Origin of the sequence: Erythrobacter sp., assembly GCF_030066995.1 — a bacterium.
In the GTDB taxonomy this organism is placed as follows: Bacteria; Pseudomonadota; Alphaproteobacteria; order Sphingomonadales; family Sphingomonadaceae; genus Erythrobacter.
Genome location: NZ_JASJAP010000002.1, coordinates 311,314 through 337,719, shown reverse-complemented (window position 1 = coordinate 337,719; position 26,406 = coordinate 311,314). Strand labels below are relative to the sequence as shown.

Here is a 26,406-nt window from a genome sequence, read left to right as displayed (position 1 = left end):
CCTCGCCCGGATCAGCCGGCAGCCGAGCCGGCGCGATCCTCGGAGCCATAGCCATAACCGTATCCATAGCCATAGCCATAGCCTTCAAGCCCCTGGCCCTCGAACTTGGTGAAGATTGCGCCGACCAGCGGGGCCCGGCTTGCCCGCAAGCGGTCGAGCGATGCGTTAATTCCGCGCGCCGCGACCCCGCGCGCTTCGATGACAAACACGACGCCGTCCACCGCGTTGGCGATGAGCGGCGCGTCCGCAAGCCCCAAAAGCGGTGGAGCGTCCACGACGACATGGTCGAAATGGGCCGAAAGAGCGCCCAGCACATCGCGCGGCCCATCGCCGCTCAGCAGTTCGGCGGCGCTAGGCGGGGTGCGCCCGGCGGACATCAACGAGAGGTTCGGATAGGCGGTTTCGTGCACCAGCTCGAGCGGGTTGCGATGGCCGGACAGCGCGCTTGAGAAGCCTTCGGTGTTCTCCATTTCAAGGAAAGTGTGCGCCGAAGGGCTGCGCATGTCGGCGTCCACCATAAGAACCCGTCGACCTGTGCGCGCAAGAACCGACGCGATGGCAAGGCCCGAGGTCGACTTGCCCTCGGCTGGCCGCGTGCTGGTGACCATCAGCGTGCGCGGGATACCGCTGCTCGTCGCCAGCGCGAGGTTGGAGCGAACGGTGAGATAAGCCTCGGCAATGTCCGACTTGGGATCCCGCATTTCCTCCAGCACCTCATCGTCGCTGTCGGTGATCGGGATGACACCGAGAAGCGGAAGGCCGGTGAGCTGCGAGACCTGGGCCGGGTCGCGGATCCCCTCTTCGAACTGCTCAAGCGCGAAAACCACCGCGCCAGCCAGCGCGAGCCCGCCGAACAGGGCCACGATCAGGTTGAGCGGAAGATTGGGCGAAGACGGCCCGCCAGGAACCTGCGCGGGGTCAACCAGCGAGATGTTGTTGGCGGCCACGCCCGCCACGCCGATCTCCTTATAGCGCTGCAACAGCCCGTCATAGAGTTCTCGGTTGGTGTCCACCTCGTTCTGGTAGATGTTGTACTGGATCCGGTCGCGTTCCTGGAGGTTCAGATTCGCCGTCAGCGCGGCGACCTTGTTGCGCAGATCCTGCTCTCGCGCGAGCGCAGCGCGATAGTCGGTCTCGGTGCTCACCTGCACGCGGCTTTCCTCTCGCTCGATCGCCTTGGTGAGCTCTTCGATTTGCACTTCCAGCGCGCGGGCGGCGGGGTAGCCCGGCTCGAACTGCACCATCAGCCGGGCGTATTCCGCCTGACGCGCCGAGCGTTCGCGGCGCAGCGAGTTGATGGTGGAATTGGACACAAGATCAGCGTTGATATCGGCCGCCGCGTTCGCCCGCGCCTGAAGCTCTACGCGTTCCTTCGTCGCCAGCAGCAGAGCCTCGTTCATCGCCTGGAGATCCAACTGCGCCAGCGTCTGCGCGCCCGTGGTGCGCCCATCGCTTTGCCGGCTCTCAAGGACGACAATGCCCTTTTCATTGGCGTAGTTTACCAACTGGGTCTGCGATTCTTCCACGCGCTGGCGCAGCTCGGCGAGGCGTCGCTCAAGCAGCTGGCGAGCGTCGGCGGTGGAGTCGAACCGGCGGTCGGTGCTGTCCGCCATGAACTGCTCTGCCCATTCGGTCGCGATGTTGGCCGATAGGGTCGGGTTGGCGCTGGTGTAGGTGATGTCCACCAGTGCCGAACGGGGGATGGGCGATATGCCGATATGGCCGAGCAGCAGGCCCACAGCAACCTTGCGCCGGGTCTCCAGCGTGTCGCGATCCGTGGGGGCGTTGGGGTCGCCAAGCCACGGCGTGCTGGCCGGATCGATGCCATGGGCCTCGAAGAACGCGAAATTGTTGGCAAGCCGCCGCTGGCGGGCCACGCGTTCCGCCACGCTGCGCGCGCGCAGCAGCTCGTACTGGGTATCGTAGAATTCCTGGTCGAAGGTGCGGTCGGACTTCTCCAGTCCTTCAACGTTGGTGATCTGTTGTTCCTGACGGCTGATCTCGATCCGCGCGGACGCGGTGTATTGCGGCGTCATCAACAGCGTCACCGCAAGGCCGCCAAGCACGGACAGCGCCAGGATCGCGAGAATGACCCATTTGCGCCGGTCAAGGATCCCCAGATACTCGCGCACCAGCGGGGTTTCCTGGCCTCCATACAGTCCCGACGGACGATGTCCCGGGACACTCATCGCCGGGTTGTCGCTGGCGAAGATCCTGTCGTCTTCGGGCTTGCCGGGGGGGACAGGTGGGGTGAAGTTCATGTCAGATCGAGCCTTCGCCTTATTGCGTGAGGACGAGGGTTAGCGGGGTTACGAGGATCGTTGCGACGCCAACAACGTCATCGAACAGTCGCCGCGCCTTGGAATCGCCCACCACGATGGTGTCGTTGGGATAGATCCGCGGGTCGTTATAGGCTCCGCGGCTGATGGCCTCGAGATTGTAGAGGGTCGCAAGCTTCTCTCCGCCAACGGTTCGGAAAACCACCACCTCTTTCGAGTTGCCGTATTCCGCCAGCCCGCGCGCGGTCGCCACCGCTTTCAAGAGGGTGCCTTCGCCCACGATCGGGAAGACGCCCGGCTGCCGGACCTGACCGTACACCGTGAAGGTCGAATTCTCACTCGATTCAAGATTGGTCGTGACATACGGCTCGCGCACGAACTCGCCCTTGAGCTTCTCCTGAAGCATGGCCGAGATCTGTGAGGTGGTCATTCCGGCGACCTGCATGTTGCCGACCAGAGGAAACGCGATTTCGCCGCTGGCGTCGACCCGCACCTTGCGCTGGCTGAGTTCCGCGACACCGAAGACATCGACGATGAGTATGTCGAACGGTCGCACGCCCACGAAATCGGCGGTTGCGTAAAGATCCGCCGCTGTCGGCGGGGGAAGGTCGCCCTGGCGCACTTCGAGACCCGGCGCGCCTCCGATTTGGGATGTGCTGGCGCAGGCGCTGAGCGTAAGAGCGCTTAGCGCAGCCCCGGCGAGAAAGAGCGCTTTTGGTGCGCGCGTGTGTGCTTTTGTTCTCATTTTTGCCCTTCCTGTTGTGTCTGGCCGAATCCGGCCGCGCTCTTGTGCTCGTCCTTTTTCACCGTGTCGCGCCCTCCGGCCCTCCGTCGGGTCTTGCAAAGCCCCGGTTTACCTCGCTGTCCGGCGCCTGGCCTGGCGCTTTTTCCGCAAACCGGGAAACCGCTGCGGGTGAGGCCATCCACACCGCGCACAAGGCGGCGAGGCTGGCCAGCGCCGGCGTGCGCATCGGATAATCGACAAGGCTCCATGCGCCAAGGATAAACAAGATGATAGCGCCCGCCAGCCCCAGCTGCGTCTCAACGCGTCCAAGATGGCTGTTTTGCACCAGCGCGAGCGCCCGCGCGGCCCAGGCGAAGACGGCGATGACCATCAGCGCAATCGCCGGAATACCGCCCTCCATCGCCCATTCCAGCCAATCGTTATGCGCGTGGTTCCAATAGGATTGTCCCAGCATTTCGTCGGGTTCGTGGACCTTGAAGATCTCAATGAACGACCCGATGCCCGAACCCATGGGCAGATAGTCCGGCGCAAACCGGATGATCGTGCGCCATACGATGAAGCGGTATTCTTCAACCTCGCCCGAACCAGCGCTCAATAGACGCTCAAACCCGGTTGTTTGTGTGATCAACAGGGCAAAGAGCACCAGGGTCGTCAATCCGAAAGCGCCAAAGGCGTAAGGCATCCACGCCTGGTTCTTGGTCGTGCGCCGCCGCGCAATCGTGTGGCTTGGACGCGAGCGCCAGACCAGATAGCTGGCCGCGAGCCCCAACACGGTGAGCGCCATCCCGGCGCGCGATCCTGTCGTCAGGGCGATCATCACCGCGAACGCGGCGAGCGCCACGCAACCCGTGATCCAGATCGTTGCGCGCGGTCCCTTGGCGCGCGAGGCGATCAGGGCAAACAAGGGCAGACTGGCGACCAGGAAAGCGGCCAGATGGTTGCGGTTGGCGAACAGGCCGTTGGGCACTTCCACCCTAGGCAGGCCGTAGAAAAAGGTCCACGGCGCGTACCCGCTGACGGACTGCACCGCTCCCCAAACCGCGCTGAGCAGAGCGCCGCCCAGTATGAGGAGCGCCAGCGCGCGATGCTGATCTCGTTCGAGCTGCACCGCGCAGACCAGCACCGCCGCAGGCACCAGCGTGGCGTAGAAGGCGTTCCAGCCGCGATAGGGGACCAGCGTGATGGGGCGCCATGGCTGCTCGATCCCGGCTGCCTCCCCCGCCGCGACCGCGAGTTCGCGCCCGGGAAGCGCCATCCAGAGCGCAGGAGGCAGTGGAACAAGATGCAGCGCGATCAGGCCAAGCGTCGCCGCCATGAAAGCGAGCGGAAGCTTGAAGCGCTGCCAGTCCTCGCGCGTAAAGCTGTAAAGGCCAACCGCGAGCGTGAGCACTGCCAGCGGGCGGATCACAAGCAAGCCCGGCACATAATCCTTGGAGCTTCCGCCCAGCACGAAGACCGCCAGAAGCAGCGCACCCGCCGCAGCAAACGGCGCGCGCGAGCGGGCCCACACTCCTTGCGCGACAAGGTTGCCGGCCGGTTTCACTTCAGCAGTCCCTTTTCACGCATTTCGGACAGGCTTTCCTCATAGGCGCTGTATTGGGGCCCGGTTGCCCTGGCCCAGACTACCAGTTCGGCGATCCCGCGTTCAAAGCTCCATTCGGGCTCAAAGCCAAGCCTTTGTTTGATCCGCGCCATATCGGCGTAATTGTGGCGGATATCGCCAAGGCGGAATTGGCCGGTTACCTCGATCGGAATATCGGCGTCGAACAGGCGCGCGAGGGTCCGCGCGACGTCGATCACGGAGACCGGGACGCCGCTGCCCACATTGAAGACCTGTCCGGCCGCGTCGGTATGGACAAGCGCGAGCGCGGTGGCTTCCACCACGTCGTCCACATAAACGAAATCGCGGCTCTCTTTCCCGTCTTCGAAGATGTTGAGGCCGCGGCCCTGCATGATAAGATTCGAAAAAATCGAGAGAATCCCGGTGTATGGGTTCGAAAGCGATTGCCCCGGCCCGTACACGTTCTGATAGCGCAGGGCCACGCCGTCGGCGCCGATCGAGGGGCATACCGTCATCACCAACTGCTCCTGCACCTGCTTGGTGATGCCATAGACGCTCGACGGGTGAAGCTTCGATTCCTCATCGGTCGCGACAAGCTCAAGCTCGCCGTTAACGCCCGGATGCTTTACCGCGAAGTCGCCTCGCTCCATGTCGGCAGCGGCGCGGTGCGGGGGATAGACATAGGCGCCATCCGGCGCGCGGTAGCGGCCTTCCCCATAGATCGAGCGCGACGAGGCGACCACCACCCGGCGCACCGTGTGCGAGGTGTTGGCCAGGATATCGAGCAGCAGCGCCGTCCCCCCGATATTGACCGCGTTGTAGCGCTGGATCGCGTACATGGACTGTCCGGTGCCGGTTTCCGCAGCGAGGTGGACGACCGCCTCGATCCCCTCAAGCGCGCCTTCCAGCGCCGCGCGATCGGTGACGTCGCCGCGGCGTATCCTCGCGGCCTCCGCCAGCGCGCGATAGCCTTCGCCTTCCTCTACACCGGGCCCGTGAACCTGTTCCAGAAAACTGTCGAGGACCGTCACTGCGTGCCCTGCATTGGCAAGCCGCATCGCCAGTCGCGAGCCGATAAACCCCGCTCCCCCGGTAATCAGGACGTTCACTCGGCGGCCTCCTGAGCCTTTGGCGCGGCGTTGATCAAGGAGACCGTCTGCCGGATATTGCCGGGCGAAGAGGCGCCAAAGACGATCGACTGGATGTTGAGGCGGTTGATGTAATCGTAGGCCTCGACCGGCGGCACCGCGCCGCTTGCGAGCGTGCTCATCGCCATCACCGGGTATGCCGCGCCATCGTTGGCGGCAAGGTCGGCCTCATACTCGGCCACGCCCGGGCTCATGAGATAGCCGATCTTGTTTATCGACGCGCAGATAACCACGCCCTCGACGCCCCATTCGCGCAGTTTGGCGCGCAGGAACGGCAGGTTTTGCGTGATCAGGCCCGGCCAGGCGCCGTAACGTTCGCGGATATACTCGCAATAGGCGACGAACGGGTCGGGCACGTCATAGCCGAGCATCAGATCGGTGATGATATTCTGCAGGAAGACGCAGCGCACATCGAGCCCGTCGTAAATCGCCATTTCCTCATCGATCAGCATCTTCATGAGCTTGACCGCGTCGAGCGTCGCCACCGCGCTTGCGCCGCGCACCATTTTGCCAAGCGCCGATTTGGCGCCCTTGTTGAAGAGGATCTCCTGAACGGCGCCGACCATACCCTTGTCGTTGACCATGGCGGCGTATTTGTGGGGGTAGGGGATGGAGGGATACCATCTGAGATGACCGTATCGGGCGGGATCGGCGCGGAACGCATCGCAGATCGAGCGCGCGCGATCGTTGCTGTTGAGCATGATCGCCTCGATCCCGGCCTCGATCGCGTGATCGTAAACCGCCATCACGTTATCAAGGCTCGCGAAGCGCTCGGCGCGTTCCTGCGCCTTGTCCTGGCTCATATGGTTGATGCCGAAGAACTGGTTGTCGCCAAACACGATCCGGTCGATGGGCCGGTCGATGGGCCGGTCGATGGGCCGGTCGATGGGATGGGCGTAAGCGCTCATGCGGCCACCCCCTGATCTCGGCCCTTCGTGCGCTGCGCCGCGTCATCGGCAAAAAGCTGCTCGATCACCTTCAGATTGGCCGCGGCGTCCGCAAAGGTGCAACGCACCGGCTTGGTGCGCCCCGCCTTTTGCGCGCGAACCGCGTCGATGAAGTCATAGAGCTGCGCAGTGTATTCGATCCCGCGCACATAGAAGGGTACGTTGCTCGCGACATCGGTAATGTAGAACTGGTTCCAGCCTTCCTTGAGGCCATGGCGCTCGCTGGGCTGGGCGAGATGGACCTTCATCCCGTGCTGATCGACGAGCAGCTTGCCCGCCTGCCCGAACACTTCGAACTTGTTGGTCGGTTTGCGAAAGCTCGCATCGGACCAGTTCACGTACATCGTGCCGCTCAGCCCTGCGTGAGCGCCCGTGTCGTAAAACAGGCTGGTGGAGACGATGTCTTCGACCTGCTTGGAATAGACCTTGGACAGGCTGGTGCCGCCCACGCGGCTGGGCGCTCCGAAGAAATAGGCGATGAGGTCTATCGCGTGGCTCGCCATCTCGAATACCGCGCCGCCGCCATTGGCATGGGCGGCGCGCCAGCCCGCTTCTCCGGCATCGCGGATTATCGTGGGTGAGAACATTTCGCTGCGAAAACGCAAGGGCGCGCCCAGCAAGCCGTCATCCACCAGCGCCTTGGCCTTGGTGAACATGTCGTTCCAGCGGTTCACATAGCCGACCTGGTTGACGATGCCTGCCGCGTCGAATTCTTTCGCGAACCGCGCGCCCGCCGCAGCGTCGAGCACGTATGGCTTCTCACAAAATGTAGCGATGCGCCGCTCCAGAACCGCTTGGAGTATCTCCGGATTGAAAGCAGGCGGCGTGCAGACAAGCACACCGTCAAGCGCCTCGTTCTTCAACAGGCCCTTGTAATCCTTGTACGTTGCAATCTTCGCGTATTTGCCAAGCATCGTGGTGATCAGGAGCGAGGGATCGGCGACGGCGGCGATCGCCGCGTGGCTGTGCGCGTTGGCGATCGAATAATGGGTGATACCCATCCGGCCAGCGCCGATAATCGCGAGTTTCAACGGCTCAGACACTTGTCGGATACCTCTTGATGCCCAACCTCGCGAGCGCGAGATGCCAGAAGAACAGGCCGATTTGCGGGTAACGCTTCAGAAGTTCGGGCCGGTCGATCGTGCGGATCAGCCAGGCCAAGTAGATCTTCCACCAGAACTCGGCGATTTCCGGGCGGTTGCCCGCGTACCAGTCGAACACGCCGCCGACGGCTGCGACGAGCGAAGCGTCGAGCCGGTCGCGGTGGAGATAGCCCCACTTTTCCTGCTTGGGAGCGGTCATGCCCAGGAACACGACATCGGGCCGAAACGCGTTCACCGCGGCGATCATCTCTTCGTTGTCTTCGTCGGAAAACTCCGGCTTGAACGGCGGGGAGAAGCTGCCCACGCTGACGTCCGGGTAATCGCGCTGCGTTCGCTCTTCCATCTTCTCGAGCGTCTCGCGAGAGGCTCCGAGGAAGAAGACGCGCCCCTTCTTGGCCTGCAATCGCGCCATGAAGTGGTAGAAGATGTCCGGACCCTGATTGGGCTTCATCGTCTCGCCCTTCAGCAGGAGCGAGGACAGGCCGAAATACACGCCATCAAGGCAAAGGTAATCGGCCTTCTGCATTGCTTGCGCGTAGAGCGGGTCGCGCGTCGCGTTGCCATAGCTGATCGGGCTTATGGTCTGGATTGTCGAACATGGCCTTTGCAGCGGGATGCGCGCCAGGTCTTCGTTGTAGACGCAGTAGCCCATCGCCTCGACGCATTGCTCAGGCGCGGCGTGGTCCGGGACAACCGGGCTGAGTGGAAGGGGATCGGCTTCAGCCATTGCGGAAGGCGTTGCTTTCGAAGATGGGGTCCTCGGCGCGCGCAAACATGAGGTCAACCTGCCACAGCGCTCCGTCGCTCGGCCGGTTGAGCACATCGACAAGATGACTCACGCGAAAGCCTCGTTGTTCCAGATAGGCGATCATTTCGTGAAAAAGGAGCGTTTGGGGGGTGTGGCGAAAATTGTAGGCTTCCATAACGATAAAGCGCGTCTCCTCAAGGACGCGCTCGGCGCTTTCGAGAATCGGCTTTTCAAAGCCGTGCGTGTCGAATTTCAGGAAATAAGGGCCGGTTAGCCCCTTCATCTCGGCGATGGCGTCTAGCGAATGAACCGGGACGCGGCGCACGACCCCCTCTGTACCGTTGACGCTGGAGCCATCCAGATCCTCGGTCACCGCCAGCTCCACCGTGCCGCCATCCTCGCTTCCGGCTACCGCCGAGACGAAGTCGAAGCGCGGATTTTCCGCTTTCAGCCTGGCCAGATGGGGCACGCGCTCTTCAAGCGGATCGACGCCAACCACACGCGCTTGCGGAAACAGGTCCAGCGCCATCCGGCTCCAATTGCCCTGCGCCGCCCCCAGGTCGAGAACGCTGGCTATCCCATGGTCGCGCCGCGCCAGCCAACCGAGCGCGTACTCCATGTCGGCGCCGGCGCGGTAAAGCTGCGCTCCGGTGGGCGCGATCACCTTGTTGACCGTTCGAAGGAGTTGCTTTCTCGCGCTCATCTGTCCGTTCTTTGCCTGCCTTCGGCGGGGTTGTCCTTGCTAGACGGGATCGGGCTTTTCCGGCTGCGCGCCTCTCGCAAACCGCCTACACCCCTGCGGTCCGCCTGACAACGCGGCGCGCTGTCTCCCTGCGGTCCGATCAGGCCGCGCGGCGATTGTGATCGCGCATCACCTCGCCCGCAATCCAGGCGTAGGTCTTTTCCATCCCGTCCCGCAGTGTCTCGGACGGCGCCCAGCCCAGACGCTGCCGGATCAGGCGATTGTCCGAATTGCGTCCCCGCACGCCAAGCGGGCCGGGAATGTTCTTGATCGCGACGCTCTTGCCCGAAATGTCGATCGCCATCTTGGCCAGGCCGTTGATTGCGATCATCTCGTCCGAGCCGATATTGACCGGCCCTTCGAAATCCGAACGAAGCAGGCGGATCGTTCCTTCAAGGCATTCGTCGATATAGAGGAAACTGCGGGTCTGCTTGCCGTCGCCCCACACCTCGATCGATCCCCCATCGGCGGCTTCGGCGACCTTGCGGCACATCGCTGCGGGCGCTTTTTCCTTGCCCCCTGTCCAGGTGCCCTCGGGACCGAAAATATTGTGATAGCGCGCGACCCGGCACTCCATGCCGTGATTGCGATTGTAGGCGAGGTAGAGCCGCTCGGAGAACAGCTTCTCCCATCCGTATTCGCTGTCGGGATTGGCCGGATAGGCGCTGTCCTCGGCGCAATTGGGGTTGTCCGGGTCAAGCTGGTTGTGCTCGGGATACATGCAGGCCGAGCTCGAATAGAACACCCGCTTGATGTTGCGCTTGTGGCAGGCGTCGAGCACGTTGAGGTTGATCGTCGCCGAATTGTGCATGATGTCGGCGTCGTTCTCGCCCGTGAAGATATAGCCGGCCCCGCCCATATCGGCGGCGAGCTGGTACACCTCGTCGAAACGGCGGTCGATCACCTCGCGCACGAGGCGCTGGTCGCGCAGATCGCCAATCACGAAGTCATCCGCCTGTGTTTCGGCGTGTTCGTTGAACTTGAGATCGACGCCTCGGACCCAGAACCCCTCGGCCTTCAGACGCTTGACCAGATGCCCGCCGATGAACCCACCAGCACCGCACACCAGAGCCGTCTTTTGCATTATTCCTCTACCTCTGAAAACACCGGTCGCCTCGCTCGCCGAAGAGCGGCGGCCGGATTCGTAGTTTTGCGTAAACAGTAGAGCATCGCCCTAGACCGGGCATCGTGCCGCCGCAATTCCTTGTCACCGCGCTTTCGCAAGGTCCTCGCCCACTAAAGGCGCAAACCCTCCATAGTTATCCCCTCGCGCACCACACGCGCCGGATTGCCCGCCACGATTGAGCCTGAGGGTACATCGCGCGTCACCACTGCGCCCGAACCGATGACGCATTCATCGCCGATGCGCACGCCGCCCATCACCACCGCGCCAATTCCGATCACGCACCATTCGCCGATATAGGTGTGCACCTTCTCGCCGTCATAGCGGCCCAGGCTCTTGCGCGGGATCAGCTTGTGGCTGAGGATTGTGACGCGGCTCGTCAGTATGGTGTGGGCTCCCACGTGGATGCCTTGCGGGAAGTAACGGTCGAGATTGAGGCCGCGCTCGATCTCGCATGTGGGATGAATGTCGTAGCCGCTCAGCTTGTAGCGGTACCAGCGCGCGCGCTGCACGAGCCTCGCGACGCTTTGACGAAGCCCGGTGGTGGGCTCTGATGGGAAAGGGGGCATGCTGTCCTCGTTCATCGAGCGTCCTGTCTGTCTGCGATCAGGCGGCGCGCCCAGTTATCGACGTGAAAGGCCTCCACATCCAGTTTCGAGGTGATCGGCGTCGCCAGAAATTCGGGGATGGCGCTGAAATCGTGGCCATCGACCAACAAGAAACGATCCTCCCGGTAAAACGGCTCGTCCAGAATGCGCGGGTTTTCGGTGATGATCTTGCGGCCCGCGCACATATTCTCGATCAGCCGCATGGTGTAGCCCGACTGCCTGTGATTGGCGAAGTCGAACGTCGCCCGGCTGCCTTCGAGCATCGCGACGACGCCCTCGAAGTCGAGGCTTCGCCCGGTCACGCCGGGCAGGGATTTGCCCGCCCGCCAAAGCTGGAGGCGCACCACGGGGCTGCACACAAGATGTAGCTTCGTCGTCAGCCCGGCCCCTTCGCAAAAGCCGTGCAGGCGCGCGAGGGCATCGAACCGGTTCATCGAACCGATGGCCCCGACGAAATAGAGATCCTGCTCGATAGGCCGCGCCGGATCGATGTCGAAAAAGCGCGGGATCGCAAACAGCGGGAGGTAAGCGATGCCGATCGCGCGCGCGTCGTCCGGATCGAAGGTCGCGACATGGTCGAAGTGGCGCATCCAGGGGCGAAAATCGTGCGTGGTGAGCGAATCCCAGTTGTAGAGCACGAAACGCGCATCCGGGTGCAGGGCGCGCAGGCGTTCGAGCGCGGCGTGACGCATCTGATGAACCTGGATGAACAGGACCACGTCATAGGAGCGCCCGCCGCTTTTCTCGATCAGGCGGGAATGATAGGCCGCGCGGCGTTTTTCATAGGCGCTAAAGGCGAGTTTCTTGGCGCTTTTCGAAGCGAAGCCGCGATCCTCGATGGCGTAAAAATCAACCGTGTGCCCCAACCGCTCGAACGCGGCGCTGATGCGCGCGGCGTAATCGTAGAAATCGATGCCGATGAACAGGATACGCGCCAAGGGTGCCGTCTCGCCGAGCGTCCACTCACGCGCGCGATGGGGCGCGAGCGCCGCCCGCCAGCTTCTTCACGCGCTTCGGCTGGATCAGGAGGCCGCTGAACGTGAGCATCAGGAAAATCGGCGTGAAGGAAAGCGATTCCGAGATCAGCGACAAGGCGGCGACCATCGCCATGAGCAAGCCTGGTCGGAAAAGGCGCTGGCGGAACAGGCCCAACAGGAACAGGATCGCTAGCGGGAACCCGAGGCTGTAGAACAGGACGACGATGCCGTTGGTGTTGCCGCGCTCGGTGATGTTCTCGCGGCTCAATTCCGCCTCGCGATAGCCCACCCGGCTGGCGACATCGAAATACTTCTCATAGTCGAAGCCGATGCCGGTAAAGGGCTGCTCCAGCGCGACGCTGATCCCGGTGCGCAGATCGTATTCGCGCGCCTCCGCCGAACCGCTCAAGGCCCCGTAGAACTTCTCGGTCACGTTGTAGGCCATGTAGGCTGCAAGCGGCAGCAGCATGATCGGAACGAAGACGAACACGCCCAGCTTCTTCGAGCGATCGGCGGTGCGCAGCCACACGATATAGGCAACGGCAAATTGCAGGATGAGGATAACCACGCCGGTGGTCGATTGCGTCGCGACGACCGCCGCGGTCGCAAGCGCGATATCGAACGGGTTCTGCCGCCGCACGAACAGGCAGATGAACAGGAATATGTTGAGGTAGATCTGGAAGACGCCGGGCTCGAAGAAAAAGCCGTCGGGCCGTTTGAAGACCGATCCAAAGTCCTGAAACTCGTGAAACGTGAAAATCCCGTAGAGGGTTGTGTATTCGGTGTCGAACACGCGGAAGGTGAAGAAATAGCCCGAGAACAGGATGAACATGACGGGCGTCAGCGCCGCCTGGAACGCCATCAGCTTGAGGATCGGGTAAAGGTCGTTTGCAAGCGTCGAGCGGCGCTCATCGATGTAGACCAGCAGCAGGGTCAGGCCGGCGAAAAAGTTCGCGTAGCGGATCACCATCGGAATGAGCTGGAAGCTGTCGCCTCCGATCAGAACGACGCCGGCAACGGCGAACAGGGTCAGCCAGATAAGCGCGAATTCCGAGCTGAAAAGCCGCAGCGGGTTCTTGAGCAGGAAGCACGTCGCCACCACGATCACCAGCACGGGCTCACGCGGGATGAGCAGGAGCCCGCCGGACATCAGCATTCCGGCCAGCAGCGCAATCTGCCGCAAGCGAAGGCGCGTCTTCGGATTGGTGATTTCGCCCGCGCGCCGCTTCACTACCGGCAGCGCGTCAGGCCGGGGCGCGGGGTCGAGCGGAGGATTGGCGGCGTTCATTCGCTGAAGTTTCCTTGCGCGTCCGTGCGATACCAGCCTTCGCGGCTCTCGCAATAGCGCTTGACGATGCGCGCGGGCGCTCCCGCTGCAACGCAGCCATCGGGTATGTCTCGCGTCACCACGCTGTTGGCCGCGATCACGCAATGCGCGCCGACGCTCGCGCCCGAAATGCAGACGTTCTCGCCAATCCAGCTTCCATCGCCGATGTGAACCTCGGCCAGCTGAGTGAGGCCCTGATCGCGCACCGGCGTGTGCCGGTCTTCGAAGGTGTGGCGGTTATCGGCGACGAACAGGCGATCCGCGGTCAGCACGTTGCTCCCGAATTCGACCCTCCGCGTTGCGACGATATGCGCGTGGTTGCCGATCATGGTGCGCGCCCCGACCTTGAAGACGGGTGGTTCTTCATGCTCCTTGAGCACGGCGAGATAGGCGCCGTATTGCAGCACGGCCTCGTCGTCGAAATGGCAGTAGCGCGCGCCATAGATCCTGAGCGGTCGCACAATCCTGACGCCCTTCCCCATCGATCCGAAGAACCCGGATAACAGCCGGTAAAGCAGGATCGAGAACGCGTCGCGGATGCGAAAATGGAGCATGGTTGAGGCCGCTACACCGGTGCGCGAAGACCAGCAAGCCGCAGGCGCAGGCGCTAGCTGGGGAGCAGGCGAAACTCGGGCGACCGCGCGCTCAAGCGCCACCATCCAAGCACCAGCAGCGCAGCCATCAGCGCATAGACCCCGCTGCGCAGAGCAATGACCTGGTCAAGGTTGAGGGGCGAGACCATAGCCAGCGCTGCGCCAAACGCTGCGAGTGTCACGGCCACACCGGCTCCATAGGCGATCAGATACCAGCGGTAGTCGATCACGACGTTGAAGGTCAGCGCGAAGGGGCCCGAGAGCGCAAAGGCGATGAGGCCGGGCGTAAGGATGTAGACCCATCGCAGATCAGGGACATAGTCCGGCAGGATGATCGTAAGCAGAGGTTCAGCCGCGATCCACAAGGCGAGCGCTGCGGCAAGGCAATAGGCAGCTGTGAGCCCAAGGAGCGCGCGCAGTTCGCGCGAGACCGCGCTGGCGTCCCTTGCCTTCCAGTGGCGAACCATAGCGGGCAGGAAGACCTGCTGCACCAGATTGGGGACCATCTGGAACAGCGTCAGGAAGAGAAACGACAGATAGAGCCGACCGAGCGGTTCAAGCCCCAGCTCGCCGCTCACATAGGCCCGCTCGACCAGCGTCATGAACTGGATGGCCAGACCGGTCAGGAACAGCACGAAGCCCGCTTTGAAGATGATTCGGGCCAGTCGCCTCGGCGCGCGCAGGGAGCGTGGGCGCATGGCCGCACCGGTAGCGAGCGCGAGCGCAGCGAAGAGCACCGGCTGGACGACAATCGCGCCGACCGCGATCAGCGCGGGGGCGAGCGGTGAGGCGCCAGGGAGCAGGAGCGCGAGCACGGCGAGTGAGGCGGCGATCGACACCGCGTTGATCCGGTTGGCCGCCCTCAGGCGCTGGCGCGCCACCAGCTCGTTCATGATCCATGCGCGTAGCAGCGTGGCAACTCCGCCAATCGCGGCCAGCCCGGCGACCGCTCGCAAGACCGCGTCCTCCAGCGTCAAAGCGAGGCCCAGCGCGGCCAAAGAGACGCCCGCGGCGATACCGGCAAACGCGGTGTAGGCCAGATCGATGATCCGCTGCTGCGTGCGCGCGCCCGCATGGCACAAGAGCCGGTACCCTCCGTTGAGCAAGCCGAAGTGCAGCAGCCCGGTGAAAGTGACCGCCGCCTGCACCAGCGCAACAAGCCCGAGGTCCGCGTATCCGAGCGCGAGCATCAGGATCACCCCGCGCGCCAGAACCAGCAGGTTCACCGCCAGCCCGACGGCCACAAAAGCCCCCCGCGAATTCATGGCCGCGAATTCATGGCGATTTCGTCAGACTTGCAGAACCCGGTCGATATAGTCGGGCGCAAGATCGGGCCGGACCTTCCTGGCTTCGCGCGCGGCGCGGGCGCGGTGGCGGCCCAGCGGCTCCATCATTTCGGTGTAGGGCACGTGGGTGTTGAAGGTGATGAACACCGCGGTGCGCGGCACGCGGCAGCGGCTGCCGTAGTGATAGCACGCGGCGGGATCGACCCAGATGGCATCGCCCGCGCGCCCGTAAAACGTCTCGTATTCGTCCGTCCCAACTTCGGCGGCGATTTGCTCGTCGCTGAGGCGGCGGATGATCGGTGAGCGCTTGACGCGCTGCGACAGCGGCTTGTTCAAGAAGGCAAACGGCCCGTGCTTCTCCTCCGTCACGTCATTCAAGTACATGATGAAATGCAGCGATTTTTCATCGCCGTAATCGCGGTGCCATTGCTGGCTTTCGCGCAAGGCTCCAAACGTCGGGAAGCTGCGCATCACCTGGATGCTGGCCATCGAGAAGGCCCCGCCGAAATAGGCGTTGGCCGCGTCAAGTATCTCCGGTGAGAACGCCAAACGGAACACCGGGTTGCGCGCGTCAAAATCCTCCGGCTGCACGATGTTCTCAAACGGATGGCCCTGGTCATTGGGGACCACCGCGTCAGCGCGCGGCGTGTACACCTCGATGATTTCGCGGAGCAGGGGCGCGCTTGGCGAGGACGCGTTTGTCCAGCCCATGGTTTCGATTTCAGCGAGGCGCGCCGCGCTCATGCCGACGGTCTCCTCGCGAAAACCGGGCGCGTCGTGACCGAACAGCTGGTTCTTCAGCTTGCCCAGCGCGCGTAACGGAACGAGCCGCCAGCGCAGGAAGCTGTAAGTCTCGCGTAGAACAGCGCTTGCCATTGTCAGGACTACTCCAACTCTTTCAGGCGCAAGCGTTCGGGAGCCTGCGCGCCGCCGCGTGAGACCCAGACATCCTCGGGCGCCTCGTCGCGGATCCGTTTGGCCGGGACGCCTACATAGGTGCCCGGCTCGGTAATGGAACGGTTCACGAGGCTCATCGCGCCGATCACCACGTTATCGCAGATATCGAGCGGCCCGACCAAGACCGAATTCGCGCCGATCACGACGTTGTCGCCCAGCCGGAACACATCGCCGGAGGCGTGGCGCGCGAGGTAACCGGGATCATCGGGAGCCGGGCCGACGAACTTCACTCCGGAATTGACCGCGACCCGCCCGTCCGAAACGATCCCGTTGCCCCCAAGCAAGACGCCGGAGGGGTGCGAGATTTGCAGATTGGCGACCCGCACCCGGTGACTCGTCACATCGACACCAAAGCGCCAGAGAAGCGAGCGGTCGACCAGCATGGACAGATAGCGCCCGAGCAGCGGCACGCGCGTGTGCAGCCAGGTCGATACCCGGATGCTCGCGCGGATATTGGATTCGATCATCCAGAGTTTGAGAAGAAACCGCTTCATCCGTTCCAGACTTAGCGCTCGCCAGCAGGCCGGGCAATTCCAGCGCCCTTCAGGATCGCTTCGCGCACATCGGCGATGTTATCGGGATCGTAGAGCTTTGGGTTGGGCAGCGGGCGTCCCTTATGGCTGAACTGGGCCAGCGCGGCGACGAAATGGCGCGCGCCCTCGGGCGTCACGCGCTCCATCCGATCGACCGGCGTGCGCATGGCGTCTCGCAGCTCTGGCCAGTTCGATACGCGTCGGACGCCCGGCACGCTGTCCCAATAGATTTCACCCATGACGCACACGCTCTTGCCCAGCACCGCGGCCTCCCAGCCCACGCTGCTGGTGAGCGTCACCACCCGCTCGCACCGCTCCAGAATCTCGCGCGCAGGCACTTCGGCGGGCAGGAAGGCGAGGTTCGAATACCGCTCTCTCAACGCGCGAAACTTGGGCCGCAAGAGCGCGCCCTTGTCGACCGGGTGCTCCTTCACCACCAGGCGCTGATGCGCGGTGAGGCATTTGAGGATGTTCTCGATCGTCGCGACCTGACTGGAGAAGAATTCGCTCATATAGTTGAGCGTGGCTTCGGGCTCCTGATGCAGGGGGTAGAGCACGATTTCATGGGTTTCGGGAATGTCGCCCAGCGCGTCGTAGCTCTGCCGAAAACTCGCCGCAAACACCTGGCCGCGCTTGCCATATTCCTCAGAATAGGTCTCGTAGCGAAAGGCGCCGGGCTTTGTCGCGTCGCGTGACCGCTGATCGCGCCAGCGCCACAGTGCCGATTTGGCAAGCCCCGTGGCGAGCGGCTTGAGCGCGCGCCGGCTGGCAAGGTTGCGCACGTAATAGGGCTTGTAATCGCTCTTGCGCACCTCGGCGAGATAGGCGTCGGCGAGCGCGAGCGAGGCCTCGGAGGGCTCGGGCAGATCGAGCGATTGGCCCGACAAAGTCAGCGGATCGGGAAGCCAGTAGAATAACCCCTCGATCAAGCAATACATCGGCGCGAGATAGGCGATCGAGCGCGCCCGGGCTTCGATCAGGAGAACCTCGGAAATCTCGATCGCGATCAATTCGTTGCACACCGCGACGGGCTGATGCTTATCGAGGAGCGCACGCCAGAAGGCGATTTCCTTGCCAAGGATCACCAGCCGCTCTTCATGGGAGTAGCGGCCAAGGAAACGCTCGGACATCAGCGAAGTCAGCAGATAGTTGTCCGGCACTTCGGCGGGGGGAATCGCGTCGAAATCCGCTTCGAAACAGGCGGCGACCTCACAACCCTTGGCGCGCACCTGCGCCGCCTCCTCGCGGGTCAGCGTGACATAGACCGGCTCGAAGCGATCGTCCCCCGGCTCCGGGCGAAGCTCTGGGTAGAAGCCCGCCTGAAATCCGCGCGCGAAAAACAGGATCTTGGGCGGGCCGCTCACGCGGGCGCTCCGCCGGTTCGGCCTTCGATCGCGAGCGCGCGGTCCACATCGTCCAGCGCGACCGGGCGGCCGCCTTCGAGATGCGACTGAACCATCGCAAACAGAACGCGCTGCCCCGTCACGATGTCGCGCTTGACGGCGGCGTTGGCGGCGATGGCCTGCGCGTCGCCGCGAAGGCAGGCAATCAGCTGCCGGATCGGCGCCAGCGCGCCCTCGGGCTTTGCGGGGGGAGCAAAATCAAGGCGTTCCGGCTCGTGATAGGGATTGGCGCCCGCTGGATTCGTCGATGAGCGATCGTCGGCGATTTTGGGGCGACCGGATCGCCAGATCGACGAGCCATTGGCCACCACGGCGAGCTGGGAGGTCTCGCACGCCAGCCGCCAGTCCGTTCCCGGCATGCGCGTGATATGGCCTGAGAAACCGGTGTCGAACCAGACGCTGGCCTCGAGCACGAGCGGGTCGTTGGTGATCGTCGAGCCTTCGCGTTCGACGGAACCGAGCCGCGCCTGCACCGCCTCGACGCGCGCGCCGCCTCCGGCAAAGAGCAGCAGATCGACCGAGTGCGGGTGCGACCAATAGAGCGTGCGCGCGCCGAATTCCGCGTGGGCGAAGAGCAGGCGACCATACTGGCCAGACTGCGCTTGTGCGAGGGCGTGTTGGTAGACCGCAAAGTGCCGGCGCACCGCGCCCAAGGTGACGAACACATCCTCTCGCTCCAGCACCGGCCCAAGCCGCTCAAGCTCCGCCATCGAATTGCACAGCGGTTTCTCGACATGCAATGCGCGTGTGCCGGAGGCGATGGCGTCGAGGATGATATCCGCGCGCCCAAGGGTTCGGGTCGCAACGCCCAGAACGTCGGGCGCGCCAGCTTCGAGAAGGGCGCGAGCGTCTTTATACCGGCGCTGGGCCCCATAGTGTTCGCCCGCGCGCGCCAGTCGCTCGGCGTCGGGGTCGCAGAGCGCCACCAGGTCAACCCCATCGGCCATTTGCATGGCTTCGGCGTGCGCGCTCGGCAGGAAGCAGGCGGGCCCGTATTCGCGCACGCTGGGCGAGGGGAAGGCGCCCATCCGCCCGCAGCCGATCACGCCTGCGGCAAACGTCGCTGTCATGGCGTCCAGTCCAGCAGAAAGGTGACCGCGTTGTCCTTGCGCGCGTCGAGATCGCGATAGGCGCGTTCAAGGTGAGCGGCGGGGTAGACGCCCGAGATGATGGGCTGCGCGTTCGGCAATCCGCGCTCCATCCCCCTTGCGATGTAATTGAGATTGTCGCGCAGGTTGAACGGGGTGAAGCCGCGGTTGTCATTCTCGAGCGGCGACATCCCGACCGCCTCGATCCGCAATTGCTTGGTGTAGAACGGTTCGGCGGAGAGCGGGTTGAAGTCTCCCGGAGGCGCTTCCCGGCCCGGAAAACCCAAACAGGCGATCACCGCGTTGGGGGCTGCGATGTCGAGAGCGAGGCGGTAATTGGCCCAGCTGTTGGTGGTCAGCAGAACCGCGTGCGCGCCGGCTTCCATCTCGCCGCGCAAAGTTTCCAGTTCCGCGCGGGCAAAGGCGCCGCGCGCGCCATATTCCTCTTCAGCGAGGTAGCGCGGATGGTCATGGTCCGAAACCGCATAAACCTCTGCCCCCGCTTGCTTCGCCATCGCCACCGAAGTCAGACCCAGCGCGCCCAGCCCGATCACGCACACCCGGCTGCCCGCGCGCACATCACTGCGCAGCACGGCGTTGTAGCCAAGGTGGAAGAGATAGGCCGTCGCGATGTCCTTGGCCCCCATCGCGTAAGTGAGCTTCACATAGACATCGGAGGCCGGACACACGAAATGGCTGCGATGCGATTGGAGGGTTAGAACCCGGTCGCCGGGCGCAAGGCCTTCCACACCGCTGCCCACTTCGAGCACCTTGGCGACATTGCAGTAGCCCTGAACGCGGGGGAAAGGATTGCCGGGGCGCAGGGGCGGCGCTCCGCGCCAGGCGGCGAGCTCGGTGCCCGGAGAGATGGCGGTGATGAGAGTTTCGCACAGCACGTCGCCCGGCCCTGGAGCCGCCAGTGGCTCATCGCGCCAGACCAGGTCTCCCGGACCCTCAAGCCATGCCGTTCGCGATGCAATCGACGTCAAACGCGCCTCTCCTTACCGTGACCGACGACACCTTGCGTGAGCCATGGCCCAGCGCCCTGTCACCTCGCCTGCAAAAGCGCAAGCCGTCGGGAGGCAACGGTACGGTTTCAGCGCTCGGTCTCCAGATAACGGGCGATCGCGCGCGCGACATTGTCGGTCTGGATCGCCCGCCCGCGCGCGTTGAGATGCCCCGCCCCATCGAAGAAGAGCGGTGGGGGAAGGCAGAATGGCGCGGTATCGGGCACCGGCGCATCGGCGTTTGTGAGCCTTGCCAATTCGCGCGCCATCGCCGCGATGCGTTCGGGCGATCTCTCGCACCCCGCTGCGGGCATGGCGGCGGGCACGTATAACAGCTCAAGCCCCTGACCGGACAGCGCGCCGCGGACGTGGTCTGTGATCACGCGCAAATCCTCAGGGTCAATATCGGGGTGATCGTAAGCGCTGAAATCGGGCGCCGGGCGCTCCACGCCGAGATGCGAGGTGAGATCGCCGCGCGCGTTAAAGCCCAAGCGACGATAGACCGGATCAATCGTCGCTTCGCCGGTCATGTGATGCTGGCCCTCCTGCCAGGTGCGCCACAATATGTTGGGCACGCAGCGCGGCCTTGCGAGGAGCGCGGACAAGGCCTTTCTCAGGAAGATCACATCGCACCACGTCTGCGAGTAGCGCGCATCGCTCGCCAGCATTTCGGGCTCGGGCAGCAGCACGATGAGGTCGTTCTCAGGGTCGAGATGGGGCGCGTAGAGGTCGACGAGGTTGCGCAGGCCCACGCCCGCTTGCAGCCCGCCATTATAGACCGGGCGGCCAAGTTGGTGCGTGAGGGTCTCAGCCGAGATCGAAAACGCCGCGCCCGACCCGCCGATCAGGACCACGCGATCCTTCTCCCCCTTGGACGCCTTGAGCATGGCAACCTTGTCCTGGGCGGCGGCCAGATAGCGCCCGTCGCTGACCGGGCTGAGCGGCATGGCCAGCCAAACGGCCAGACCCAGCACGACCAAACCCACGAACGCCGCGATCAGCGCGATCAGACGCGCGCGCGATCTGGCGTTGTGCGACGCTTCAGAACTGGAAATAGATGAAGGCATTGGCCTCCTGCCGGGTTGTCGCGTTGATCAGCACCAGAATGAGCGCGATGGCAAACAGGAAAAGCTCGGCCAGCTCCTTGCCGCGCGCGCCGAGCCATGACAGGCGAAGGCCCTGCTCAAGGCGCGTCTGTCTGTACCACAGCGCGTCCACAGCAAAGCTCAAGGCGACGAAGATCAGCCCCCCGCGCTGGCTGGCCGGTATCCCGATATCGCTTATCATCTGGCCAAGGTAGCGGACTGCGCTGGCGATATCGGGGCTGCGAAACAGGACCGACAGGGCGACGAACAGCCCGAAGGTGTAGGCCCACCCCGCCACCTTGAGCCACGCCGCGCTGCTGAGCGAGACGAGCGCGCGCCAGCGACGCTCGGCGACCAGCAGAACGCCGTGCGCGGTGCCCCAGAGGATGAAGGTCCAGTTGGCCCCGTGCCACAGCCCGCTTACAAAGAAGGTGGCGATGTTGGCGAGCGCGATCCGGCTCTCGCTGCGTCTGCCCTTGCGCAATTCGGCGTAGACGTAATCGCGGAAGAACAGCGTCAGCGTGATGTTCCAGCCGCGCCACAGCGCGCTGATCGAGCTGGCCAGAAAGGGTGTCGCGAAGTTGGTCGAGAGGCGCACACCCATCATCGCGGCGAGCCCTATGGCAATGGAGGAATAGCCCGCAAAATCGGCGTAGATCTGGATCGAGAAATAGAGCGCGCCCAACGCCAAAGCGCCGCCATCCAGCCCTTCGTAATTGGTGAAGACTGCATCGACATAAGGAGCCAGGTTGTCCGCAATCACGATTTTCAGGAACAGCCCGGCAATGATCAGACGCACGCCCTGGTAAGTGGTTGTCCAGCTCGGCCGAGCGAGGACCGCAAATTGCGGGATCAGCTTGCGCGCGCGCTCGATCGGTCCGGCCACCAATTGCGGAAAGAAGGCGACATAGGTCGCGTATCGCAGCAGGTTTGTCTCCGCCCTCGCCCGGCCGTAATAGACGTCGATCGAATAGCTCAGCGTTTGCAGCGTGTAGAACGAGATTCCGACGGGCAGAACAATGTCGAGCGTGCTCCAATCGGCGCCGAGATCCATGGCGTTCAGCCCGGCTTTAAGTTCGCCGGCAAAGAAATTGAAATACTTGAAAAAGCCCAGAATTGTCAGGTTAGCAGCGACGGACAGATGGAGCCAGCGGCGGCGCGCGCGCGCGCCTTTTTCATGCCGCTCCATGCGCAAGGCGGCGATGTAGTCGATAAGCGTGCTGGCGATGATCAGGCCAAGAAAGCGCCAGTCCCACCAGCCGTAAAAAACGTAGCTCGCGCCAAGCAGGATCGCGTTCTGGAGCGTGACCGAGCGCGCGCTCGCCCGGTTTGCGGCCAGCAAGGCCAGCGCAAGCGGGAAGAAAAGCCAGAAGGTGCCGGTGGAAAAAAGCATCGCGTCAGTGGATCATGAGGATTGGCGCGCTTTGGCAGGCGCGCAAGGGCTTGGCCAGAGGGCGCGCGCTACACGTCGGCGAGCCTGAGGATATCCGTCTGCGGCAGGACGCAGGCGGGCGCGTGCGCAGGAAGCGCGCTGATGACGCGGCGACCGGCGGCCAGCGCGATCACCAGCCCCATGGAGTTGAGCCCGGCAACCCATCGCGCCTCGCGCAGAGCGCTGGCCATATCCGGTGAGGTGTCGAGCCGCGCCCCCTCATGCGCCGCAATCCAGTCGGCGTACTTGCCCGGTGGGTCGGAAGGGTGCGGGCGCAGGCGAACAGGGGCGTCAAGGGGTATCCCCGCCGCCTCGCGCCGCGCCAAAAGGAAGTCGAGCGCCTGAAACTCTCCGGGCGCGCCGCGACCCCAATCGCTGCGGGCGGGTTCGAGAAGAAACAGGATGTCGCCATCCTTCGGCTTCGGACCCGCCCCGCGCGCCTGCTCGGCTGGGTAGAGGTTGGGGTGCGTCTTAACGGGGAGAGCGGGAAAGGTCGCCTCGGCGATCCGGCGGGCCTCGTCGTCGCCGACCCAGATTGCATCGGGCAGTTGGTCGTGGCCGTCCCTTCGAAAGCGCGCCGCGTAGTTCACCCAGTGATCGAGCACGGCGATGGAGCGAACATTCGCTCTTGCGGCGGCGATCCGGGCGCGGTGCTCCAGGTCGCTTGCCCAGCCCGTCCCGCTGATGAGGCAGGCCATATCGTCGAGCGCTGCGGGATCGCTGGCCGGATCGGTGTCCTCGCCAAAGCGCTGTTGCCAGATGGATAGCGCGGGGCCCTTGGCGATCACGCGCTCTGGCGGTGTTTCGGCTGCGGCTGCCCAGGCGGCGATCATGTTCGCCGCGCCTGCGTCGTGGACCGCCACCGCGAGCGGGCGGGGCAGGTCATCGAAGGGGGAGCGGTCAGCCATCGGCAAAGCGCGCGTAATGCACGATATCGCAAGGGGCGCCGTCGAGCAGCTCCTGGCCAACCCGGACCGCTTCGCACGTCATGCCCGAGCGCTCCATCAGCCGGATCATGGCGGCGTTGACGGCCAGACAGCCGGCGGTGAGCTTGCGCACGTCGCCATCGGACACGAGCCAGTCGGTCAGAAGGTTCCACGCCTCGCTTCCATAGCCACCGCCCCAGACCTCTCGCGCTCCGATCATGATGCCAACGTCGCAGGTGCCGTGATGGGGATTGGCGTAGGCTGTCATTGTACCGATGGCGACGCCCGAGGCTGCGTCACGCACGCTCAGGAACAGGTTGTGCGATCCCGCAAAGCTCGCGAGATAGGCCTCGCAACTCGCGCGGGTGTGGGTGCGAAAGCGCTGGTTCGAATAGCGCGTCACTTCGGGATCGTTGAGCCAGGCGATATAGGCCTCGGTGATGTCTTCACGCTCAAACCGGCGCAGCGTGACCTTGCCACCCGCAAGCTGAGTAAACGCGGCAAGGTTCATGCGCGCAGAGCGTCCAGATTGGCCCAGACCTTCTCAAACGCGGCGACGATCTGCGCAACGTCCGCGCTCGGCAGCTGGTTGAGGCAGATCGAGAGCCCGAGAAAGCTCGCATCGTGGAGTTCTTCGGCAACGGGGCAGGTTCCCGCGCCGTAGGCGAAGCTGCGGTCCTCGCGCAGGCTCCAGGGAAAGCCGCCCGTCCCGTAGGCGCACCGCTGGGTGAAGATCGGCAGGCGGTGAATGGTCTGATAGCCGGGCATGAGCCCGGGCACGCCCTCGGCCTTGAGCGCTTCGACCAAAGCGGCGCGCGTTACGCCCAGCGCCTCAAGATCGAGCCGGCAGCCATAGACGTAATAGACGTGGGTTGCGCCGGGTGCGACATGGGGCGTCGTCAGCTCCTCCAGCGCGCCAAGCCCTGCGTTCAACTCCGCCGCGACCCGTTGGCGATCGGCCACACGTTCGGCAAGCTTGTCGAGCTGGACGCTGGCGATCGCCGCCTCGATCTCGCCCATGCGAAAGTTGTAGCCGATCATGTTGGCAAGGTCCGCGCGGCTGCTGGGCTGGATCACGCTTTCGGCGTGGTTGCGGATGAGCGCCATGCGCCTTGCGTAACCCTCGTCATTGGTGACCAGAATACCGCCTTCGCCGCAATGGATGTGCTTGTGGTAATTGAGGCTGAAGCCGCCGATGTCGTAGCCGGTCCCGGCCTTGCCTCCATCCATCAGAGCGCCGGGGGCCTGCGCCGTGTCCCCCAGAAGCTTCAGCCCGTGTTCGTCGGCGATTTGGCGCAGGGCGGGGACGTTGGCCGTCTGCCCGAAGATATCGACCGCCAGGATCGCTTTGGTGCGCTCGGTGACGAGCGCCGCAACGCTGGCGGGATCGATGTTGAAGCTCGCGCGGTCGATATCGGCGAAAACGGGGATCGCGTTCCAGTGCAGGATCGCCATCGCGGTCGCGCTCATCGTCCAGGGCGTGGTGATGATTTCGTCGCCCGGTTCGATGTCGAGAGCGCCCACTTCCGCGATCAGCCCGCTCGTCCAGCTGTTGACGCCCAGCGCGTGCTTGACACCGAAATAGTCCGCCGCCTTTTCCTCGAACGCGCGCACTTCCTTGCCGCCCATGAAAAGCTCGCCCGGCGCGCCGATATAGGCCGAGAGCACGCCCGAACGCACCACGCGCGCCGCCGCCGCTTCTTCCTCCGGCCCCATCGCGCGGAAGGGCGCAAGCGGGCGGTCGATCACCGCAGGGCCGCCGTGAAGGGCGAGTGTTTTGGTCATCCGAGAGGGTCTTTCTTCAGATTTTCGAGGGCTTTGGAGCGCATGGCTTCGCAAATGGCTTGCGCCTCCAGACCGTTTGCGCCCGACCATTGCGGATCGACTTCTCCCGCCATCACTTTGGCCAGGTCATCGTAAGCAGCCGACATGGCCTCTGCATAGCGCCCGGGCGCGCTGGTTGGCGCGCCGAGTTGCCGGTATCCGGAGAAGGTAGGACTGTCCTCGACCCGCCGGGTCTCGATCCGCATCCCCCCATCGCGAACGGCTATCTCGCCGCGCTCAAAGTTCAGCACCAGTTCGAATTGCGTAACGGCCCGACTGTCCCCCCCCACCAGATGAAGCGGCGCGCCCGTTTTTTTCGCGGTCAGGATCGCGTTGACGGTGGGGTCATCGTCCCAATGATCGACAAGCGCGGGTCCGAGTGTTGCCAGATCGACGGGGCCTGCAAACATCATCAGCAGATCGACCAGATGCGTGCCGTTGTGAACGACCCCCTTTGAATACGTGCCCACCGCGCTCAGCAAACGGCCCCAGCGATCGCCCTGCCGAACCTCTTCGACGAGAGCGTTGAGATCGGGCTGCCAGCGGCGCGTGTAATTGATGGCGAGCGGGATCGCGCTCTGATCGTATCCGTAAAAGAGGCTTTGAGCCCATCCGAAACTGTGCGCGAGCGGCTTTTCGCAGAAGACGGCCTTGGGGCCAAGGCCATGCGTCCATTCAAGATGCTCGGCGTGAAACGGGGTGGGCGAGGCGATGACGATAAGATCGTAGTCGCCCGCTTGCGCGTTCAGGCTCTCCAGATCGGGCGCGGCAAGCGGCACCTTCCACCGCTCGGCAAACGCATTTCGGGCGTTCTCATCGGGATCGACACAAGCCGCCAGCGCAAACCGTTCGTCGCGCGCGATCGCGCCCGCGTGGGTCAGCGGCCAGCCCTCGGGCGAACGCTGCGCGTCATAACCGCCCGCAATGGCTCCGCAGCCGATGATGAGAACCGAATAGGCCATCG

General features: G+C 63.9%; 25 protein-coding genes. All 25 read right to left on the bottom strand.

All coding sequences use genetic code 11. The features are described 5' to 3' along the window. Positions 1 to 11: 11 nt before the first annotated feature. The gene (locus QNI87_RS07800) at positions 12 to 2,261 is read right to left on the bottom strand and encodes a polysaccharide biosynthesis tyrosine autokinase (protein ID WP_300595614.1); all 2,250 of its coding nucleotides are present in this window, start codon (positions 2,259 to 2,261) and stop codon (positions 12 to 14) included. A 19-nt stretch (positions 2,262 to 2,280) separates the two neighbouring features. After that, complete coding sequence (locus QNI87_RS07795; RefSeq protein ID WP_300595613.1) at positions 2,281 to 3,024, bottom strand: polysaccharide biosynthesis/export family protein; 744 nt, start codon at positions 3,022 to 3,024, stop codon at positions 2,281 to 2,283. 58 nt (positions 3,025 to 3,082) lie between these two features. Next, positions 3,083 to 4,567 carry an O-antigen ligase family protein gene (locus tag QNI87_RS07790; protein ID WP_300595612.1) on the bottom strand — a complete coding sequence of 495 codons (1,485 nt, stop codon included), beginning with the start codon at positions 4,565 to 4,567 and terminating at the stop codon, positions 3,083 to 3,085. Then, the gene (locus tag QNI87_RS07785; protein ID WP_300595611.1) at positions 4,564 to 5,694 is read right to left on the bottom strand and encodes an NAD-dependent epimerase/dehydratase family protein; all 1,131 of its coding nucleotides are present in this window, start codon (positions 5,692 to 5,694) and stop codon (positions 4,564 to 4,566) included. Before QNI87_RS07785 ends, QNI87_RS07790 begins: the two co-directional genes overlap by 4 nt. Further along, a complete protein-coding gene (locus QNI87_RS07780) occupies positions 5,691 to 6,641 on the bottom strand; it encodes a hypothetical protein (RefSeq protein ID WP_300595610.1) in 951 nt (316 codons plus the stop codon). The genes QNI87_RS07785 and QNI87_RS07780 overlap by 4 nt, the downstream gene beginning before the upstream one ends. Further along, the gene (locus QNI87_RS07775) at positions 6,638 to 7,723 is read right to left on the bottom strand and encodes a Gfo/Idh/MocA family oxidoreductase (protein WP_300595609.1); all 1,086 of its coding nucleotides are present in this window, start codon (positions 7,721 to 7,723) and stop codon (positions 6,638 to 6,640) included. Before QNI87_RS07775 ends, QNI87_RS07780 begins: the two co-directional genes overlap by 4 nt. Continuing rightward, entirely contained in the window at positions 7,716 to 8,510 is a 795-nt protein-coding gene (locus tag QNI87_RS07770) for a WecB/TagA/CpsF family glycosyltransferase (protein WP_300595608.1), read from the bottom strand. Before QNI87_RS07770 ends, QNI87_RS07775 begins: the two co-directional genes overlap by 8 nt. Then, the gene (locus QNI87_RS07765) at positions 8,503 to 9,234 is read right to left on the bottom strand and encodes an FkbM family methyltransferase (protein WP_300595607.1); all 732 of its coding nucleotides are present in this window, start codon (positions 9,232 to 9,234) and stop codon (positions 8,503 to 8,505) included. The genes QNI87_RS07770 and QNI87_RS07765 overlap by 8 nt, the downstream gene beginning before the upstream one ends. A 139-nt stretch (positions 9,235 to 9,373) precedes the next feature. Then, the gene (locus tag QNI87_RS07760) at positions 9,374 to 10,357 is read right to left on the bottom strand and encodes an NAD-dependent epimerase/dehydratase family protein (protein ID WP_300595606.1); all 984 of its coding nucleotides are present in this window, start codon (positions 10,355 to 10,357) and stop codon (positions 9,374 to 9,376) included. A gap of 152 nt (positions 10,358 to 10,509) precedes the next feature. After that, on the bottom strand, positions 10,510 to 10,980 hold the full coding sequence (locus tag QNI87_RS07755; protein WP_300595605.1) for a DapH/DapD/GlmU-related protein: 471 nt from the start codon (positions 10,978 to 10,980) through the stop codon (positions 10,510 to 10,512). Beyond that, a complete protein-coding gene (locus tag QNI87_RS07750) occupies positions 10,977 to 11,942 on the bottom strand; it encodes a hypothetical protein (RefSeq protein ID WP_300595604.1) in 966 nt (321 codons plus the stop codon). The genes QNI87_RS07755 and QNI87_RS07750 overlap by 4 nt, the downstream gene beginning before the upstream one ends. A gap of 25 nt (positions 11,943 to 11,967) precedes the next feature. Then, positions 11,968 to 13,269, bottom strand: coding sequence for an O-antigen ligase family protein (locus QNI87_RS07745; protein ID WP_300595603.1), 1,302 nt, complete (start codon positions 13,267 to 13,269; stop codon positions 11,968 to 11,970). Continuing rightward, on the bottom strand, positions 13,266 to 13,862 hold the full coding sequence (locus QNI87_RS07740) for an acyltransferase (RefSeq protein WP_300595602.1): 597 nt from the start codon (positions 13,860 to 13,862) through the stop codon (positions 13,266 to 13,268). Before QNI87_RS07740 ends, QNI87_RS07745 begins: the two co-directional genes overlap by 4 nt. A gap of 53 nt (positions 13,863 to 13,915) precedes the next feature. After that, positions 13,916 to 15,166 carry a hypothetical protein gene (locus QNI87_RS07735; RefSeq protein ID WP_300595601.1) on the bottom strand — a complete coding sequence of 417 codons (1,251 nt, stop codon included), beginning with the start codon at positions 15,164 to 15,166 and terminating at the stop codon, positions 13,916 to 13,918. Between the two features lie 24 nt (positions 15,167 to 15,190). After that, positions 15,191 to 16,063, bottom strand: a complete 873-nt coding sequence (locus QNI87_RS07730; protein ID WP_300595600.1) for a hypothetical protein — start codon at positions 16,061 to 16,063, stop codon at positions 15,191 to 15,193. 8 nt (positions 16,064 to 16,071) lie between these two features. Further along, complete coding sequence (locus tag QNI87_RS07725; protein ID WP_300595599.1) at positions 16,072 to 16,638, bottom strand: hypothetical protein; 567 nt, start codon at positions 16,636 to 16,638, stop codon at positions 16,072 to 16,074. An 11-nt stretch (positions 16,639 to 16,649) separates the two neighbouring features. After that, the gene (locus QNI87_RS07720) at positions 16,650 to 18,041 is read right to left on the bottom strand and encodes a hypothetical protein (RefSeq protein WP_300595598.1); all 1,392 of its coding nucleotides are present in this window, start codon (positions 18,039 to 18,041) and stop codon (positions 16,650 to 16,652) included. After that, positions 18,038 to 19,150 carry a Gfo/Idh/MocA family oxidoreductase gene (locus QNI87_RS07715; protein ID WP_300595597.1) on the bottom strand — a complete coding sequence of 371 codons (1,113 nt, stop codon included), beginning with the start codon at positions 19,148 to 19,150 and terminating at the stop codon, positions 18,038 to 18,040. Before QNI87_RS07715 ends, QNI87_RS07720 begins: the two co-directional genes overlap by 4 nt. After that, positions 19,147 to 20,157 (bottom strand): zinc-binding alcohol dehydrogenase, encoded by a 1,011-nt coding sequence (locus QNI87_RS07710; RefSeq protein ID WP_300595596.1) that lies wholly within the window; start codon positions 20,155 to 20,157, stop codon positions 19,147 to 19,149. The genes QNI87_RS07715 and QNI87_RS07710 overlap by 4 nt, the downstream gene beginning before the upstream one ends. A gap of 107 nt (positions 20,158 to 20,264) precedes the next feature. Then, positions 20,265 to 21,242 carry a hypothetical protein gene (locus QNI87_RS07705; protein WP_300595595.1) on the bottom strand — a complete coding sequence of 326 codons (978 nt, stop codon included), beginning with the start codon at positions 21,240 to 21,242 and terminating at the stop codon, positions 20,265 to 20,267. Further along, positions 21,217 to 22,653, bottom strand: a complete 1,437-nt coding sequence (locus tag QNI87_RS07700; protein WP_300595594.1) for an MBOAT family O-acyltransferase — start codon at positions 22,651 to 22,653, stop codon at positions 21,217 to 21,219. The genes QNI87_RS07705 and QNI87_RS07700 overlap by 26 nt, the downstream gene beginning before the upstream one ends. 68 nt (positions 22,654 to 22,721) lie before the next feature. Continuing rightward, complete coding sequence (locus QNI87_RS07695; RefSeq protein ID WP_300595593.1) at positions 22,722 to 23,600, bottom strand: hypothetical protein; 879 nt, start codon at positions 23,598 to 23,600, stop codon at positions 22,722 to 22,724. Next, the gene (locus QNI87_RS07690) at positions 23,593 to 24,129 is read right to left on the bottom strand and encodes a GNAT family N-acetyltransferase (RefSeq protein WP_300595592.1); all 537 of its coding nucleotides are present in this window, start codon (positions 24,127 to 24,129) and stop codon (positions 23,593 to 23,595) included. The genes QNI87_RS07695 and QNI87_RS07690 overlap by 8 nt, the downstream gene beginning before the upstream one ends. Continuing rightward, positions 24,126 to 25,403 carry a DegT/DnrJ/EryC1/StrS family aminotransferase gene (locus QNI87_RS07685; protein ID WP_300595591.1) on the bottom strand — a complete coding sequence of 426 codons (1,278 nt, stop codon included), beginning with the start codon at positions 25,401 to 25,403 and terminating at the stop codon, positions 24,126 to 24,128. The genes QNI87_RS07690 and QNI87_RS07685 overlap by 4 nt, the downstream gene beginning before the upstream one ends. Continuing rightward, positions 25,400 to 26,404, bottom strand: coding sequence for a Gfo/Idh/MocA family oxidoreductase (locus QNI87_RS07680; RefSeq protein WP_300595590.1), 1,005 nt, complete (start codon positions 26,402 to 26,404; stop codon positions 25,400 to 25,402). Before QNI87_RS07680 ends, QNI87_RS07685 begins: the two co-directional genes overlap by 4 nt. Positions 26,405 to 26,406 lie beyond the last annotated feature (2 nt).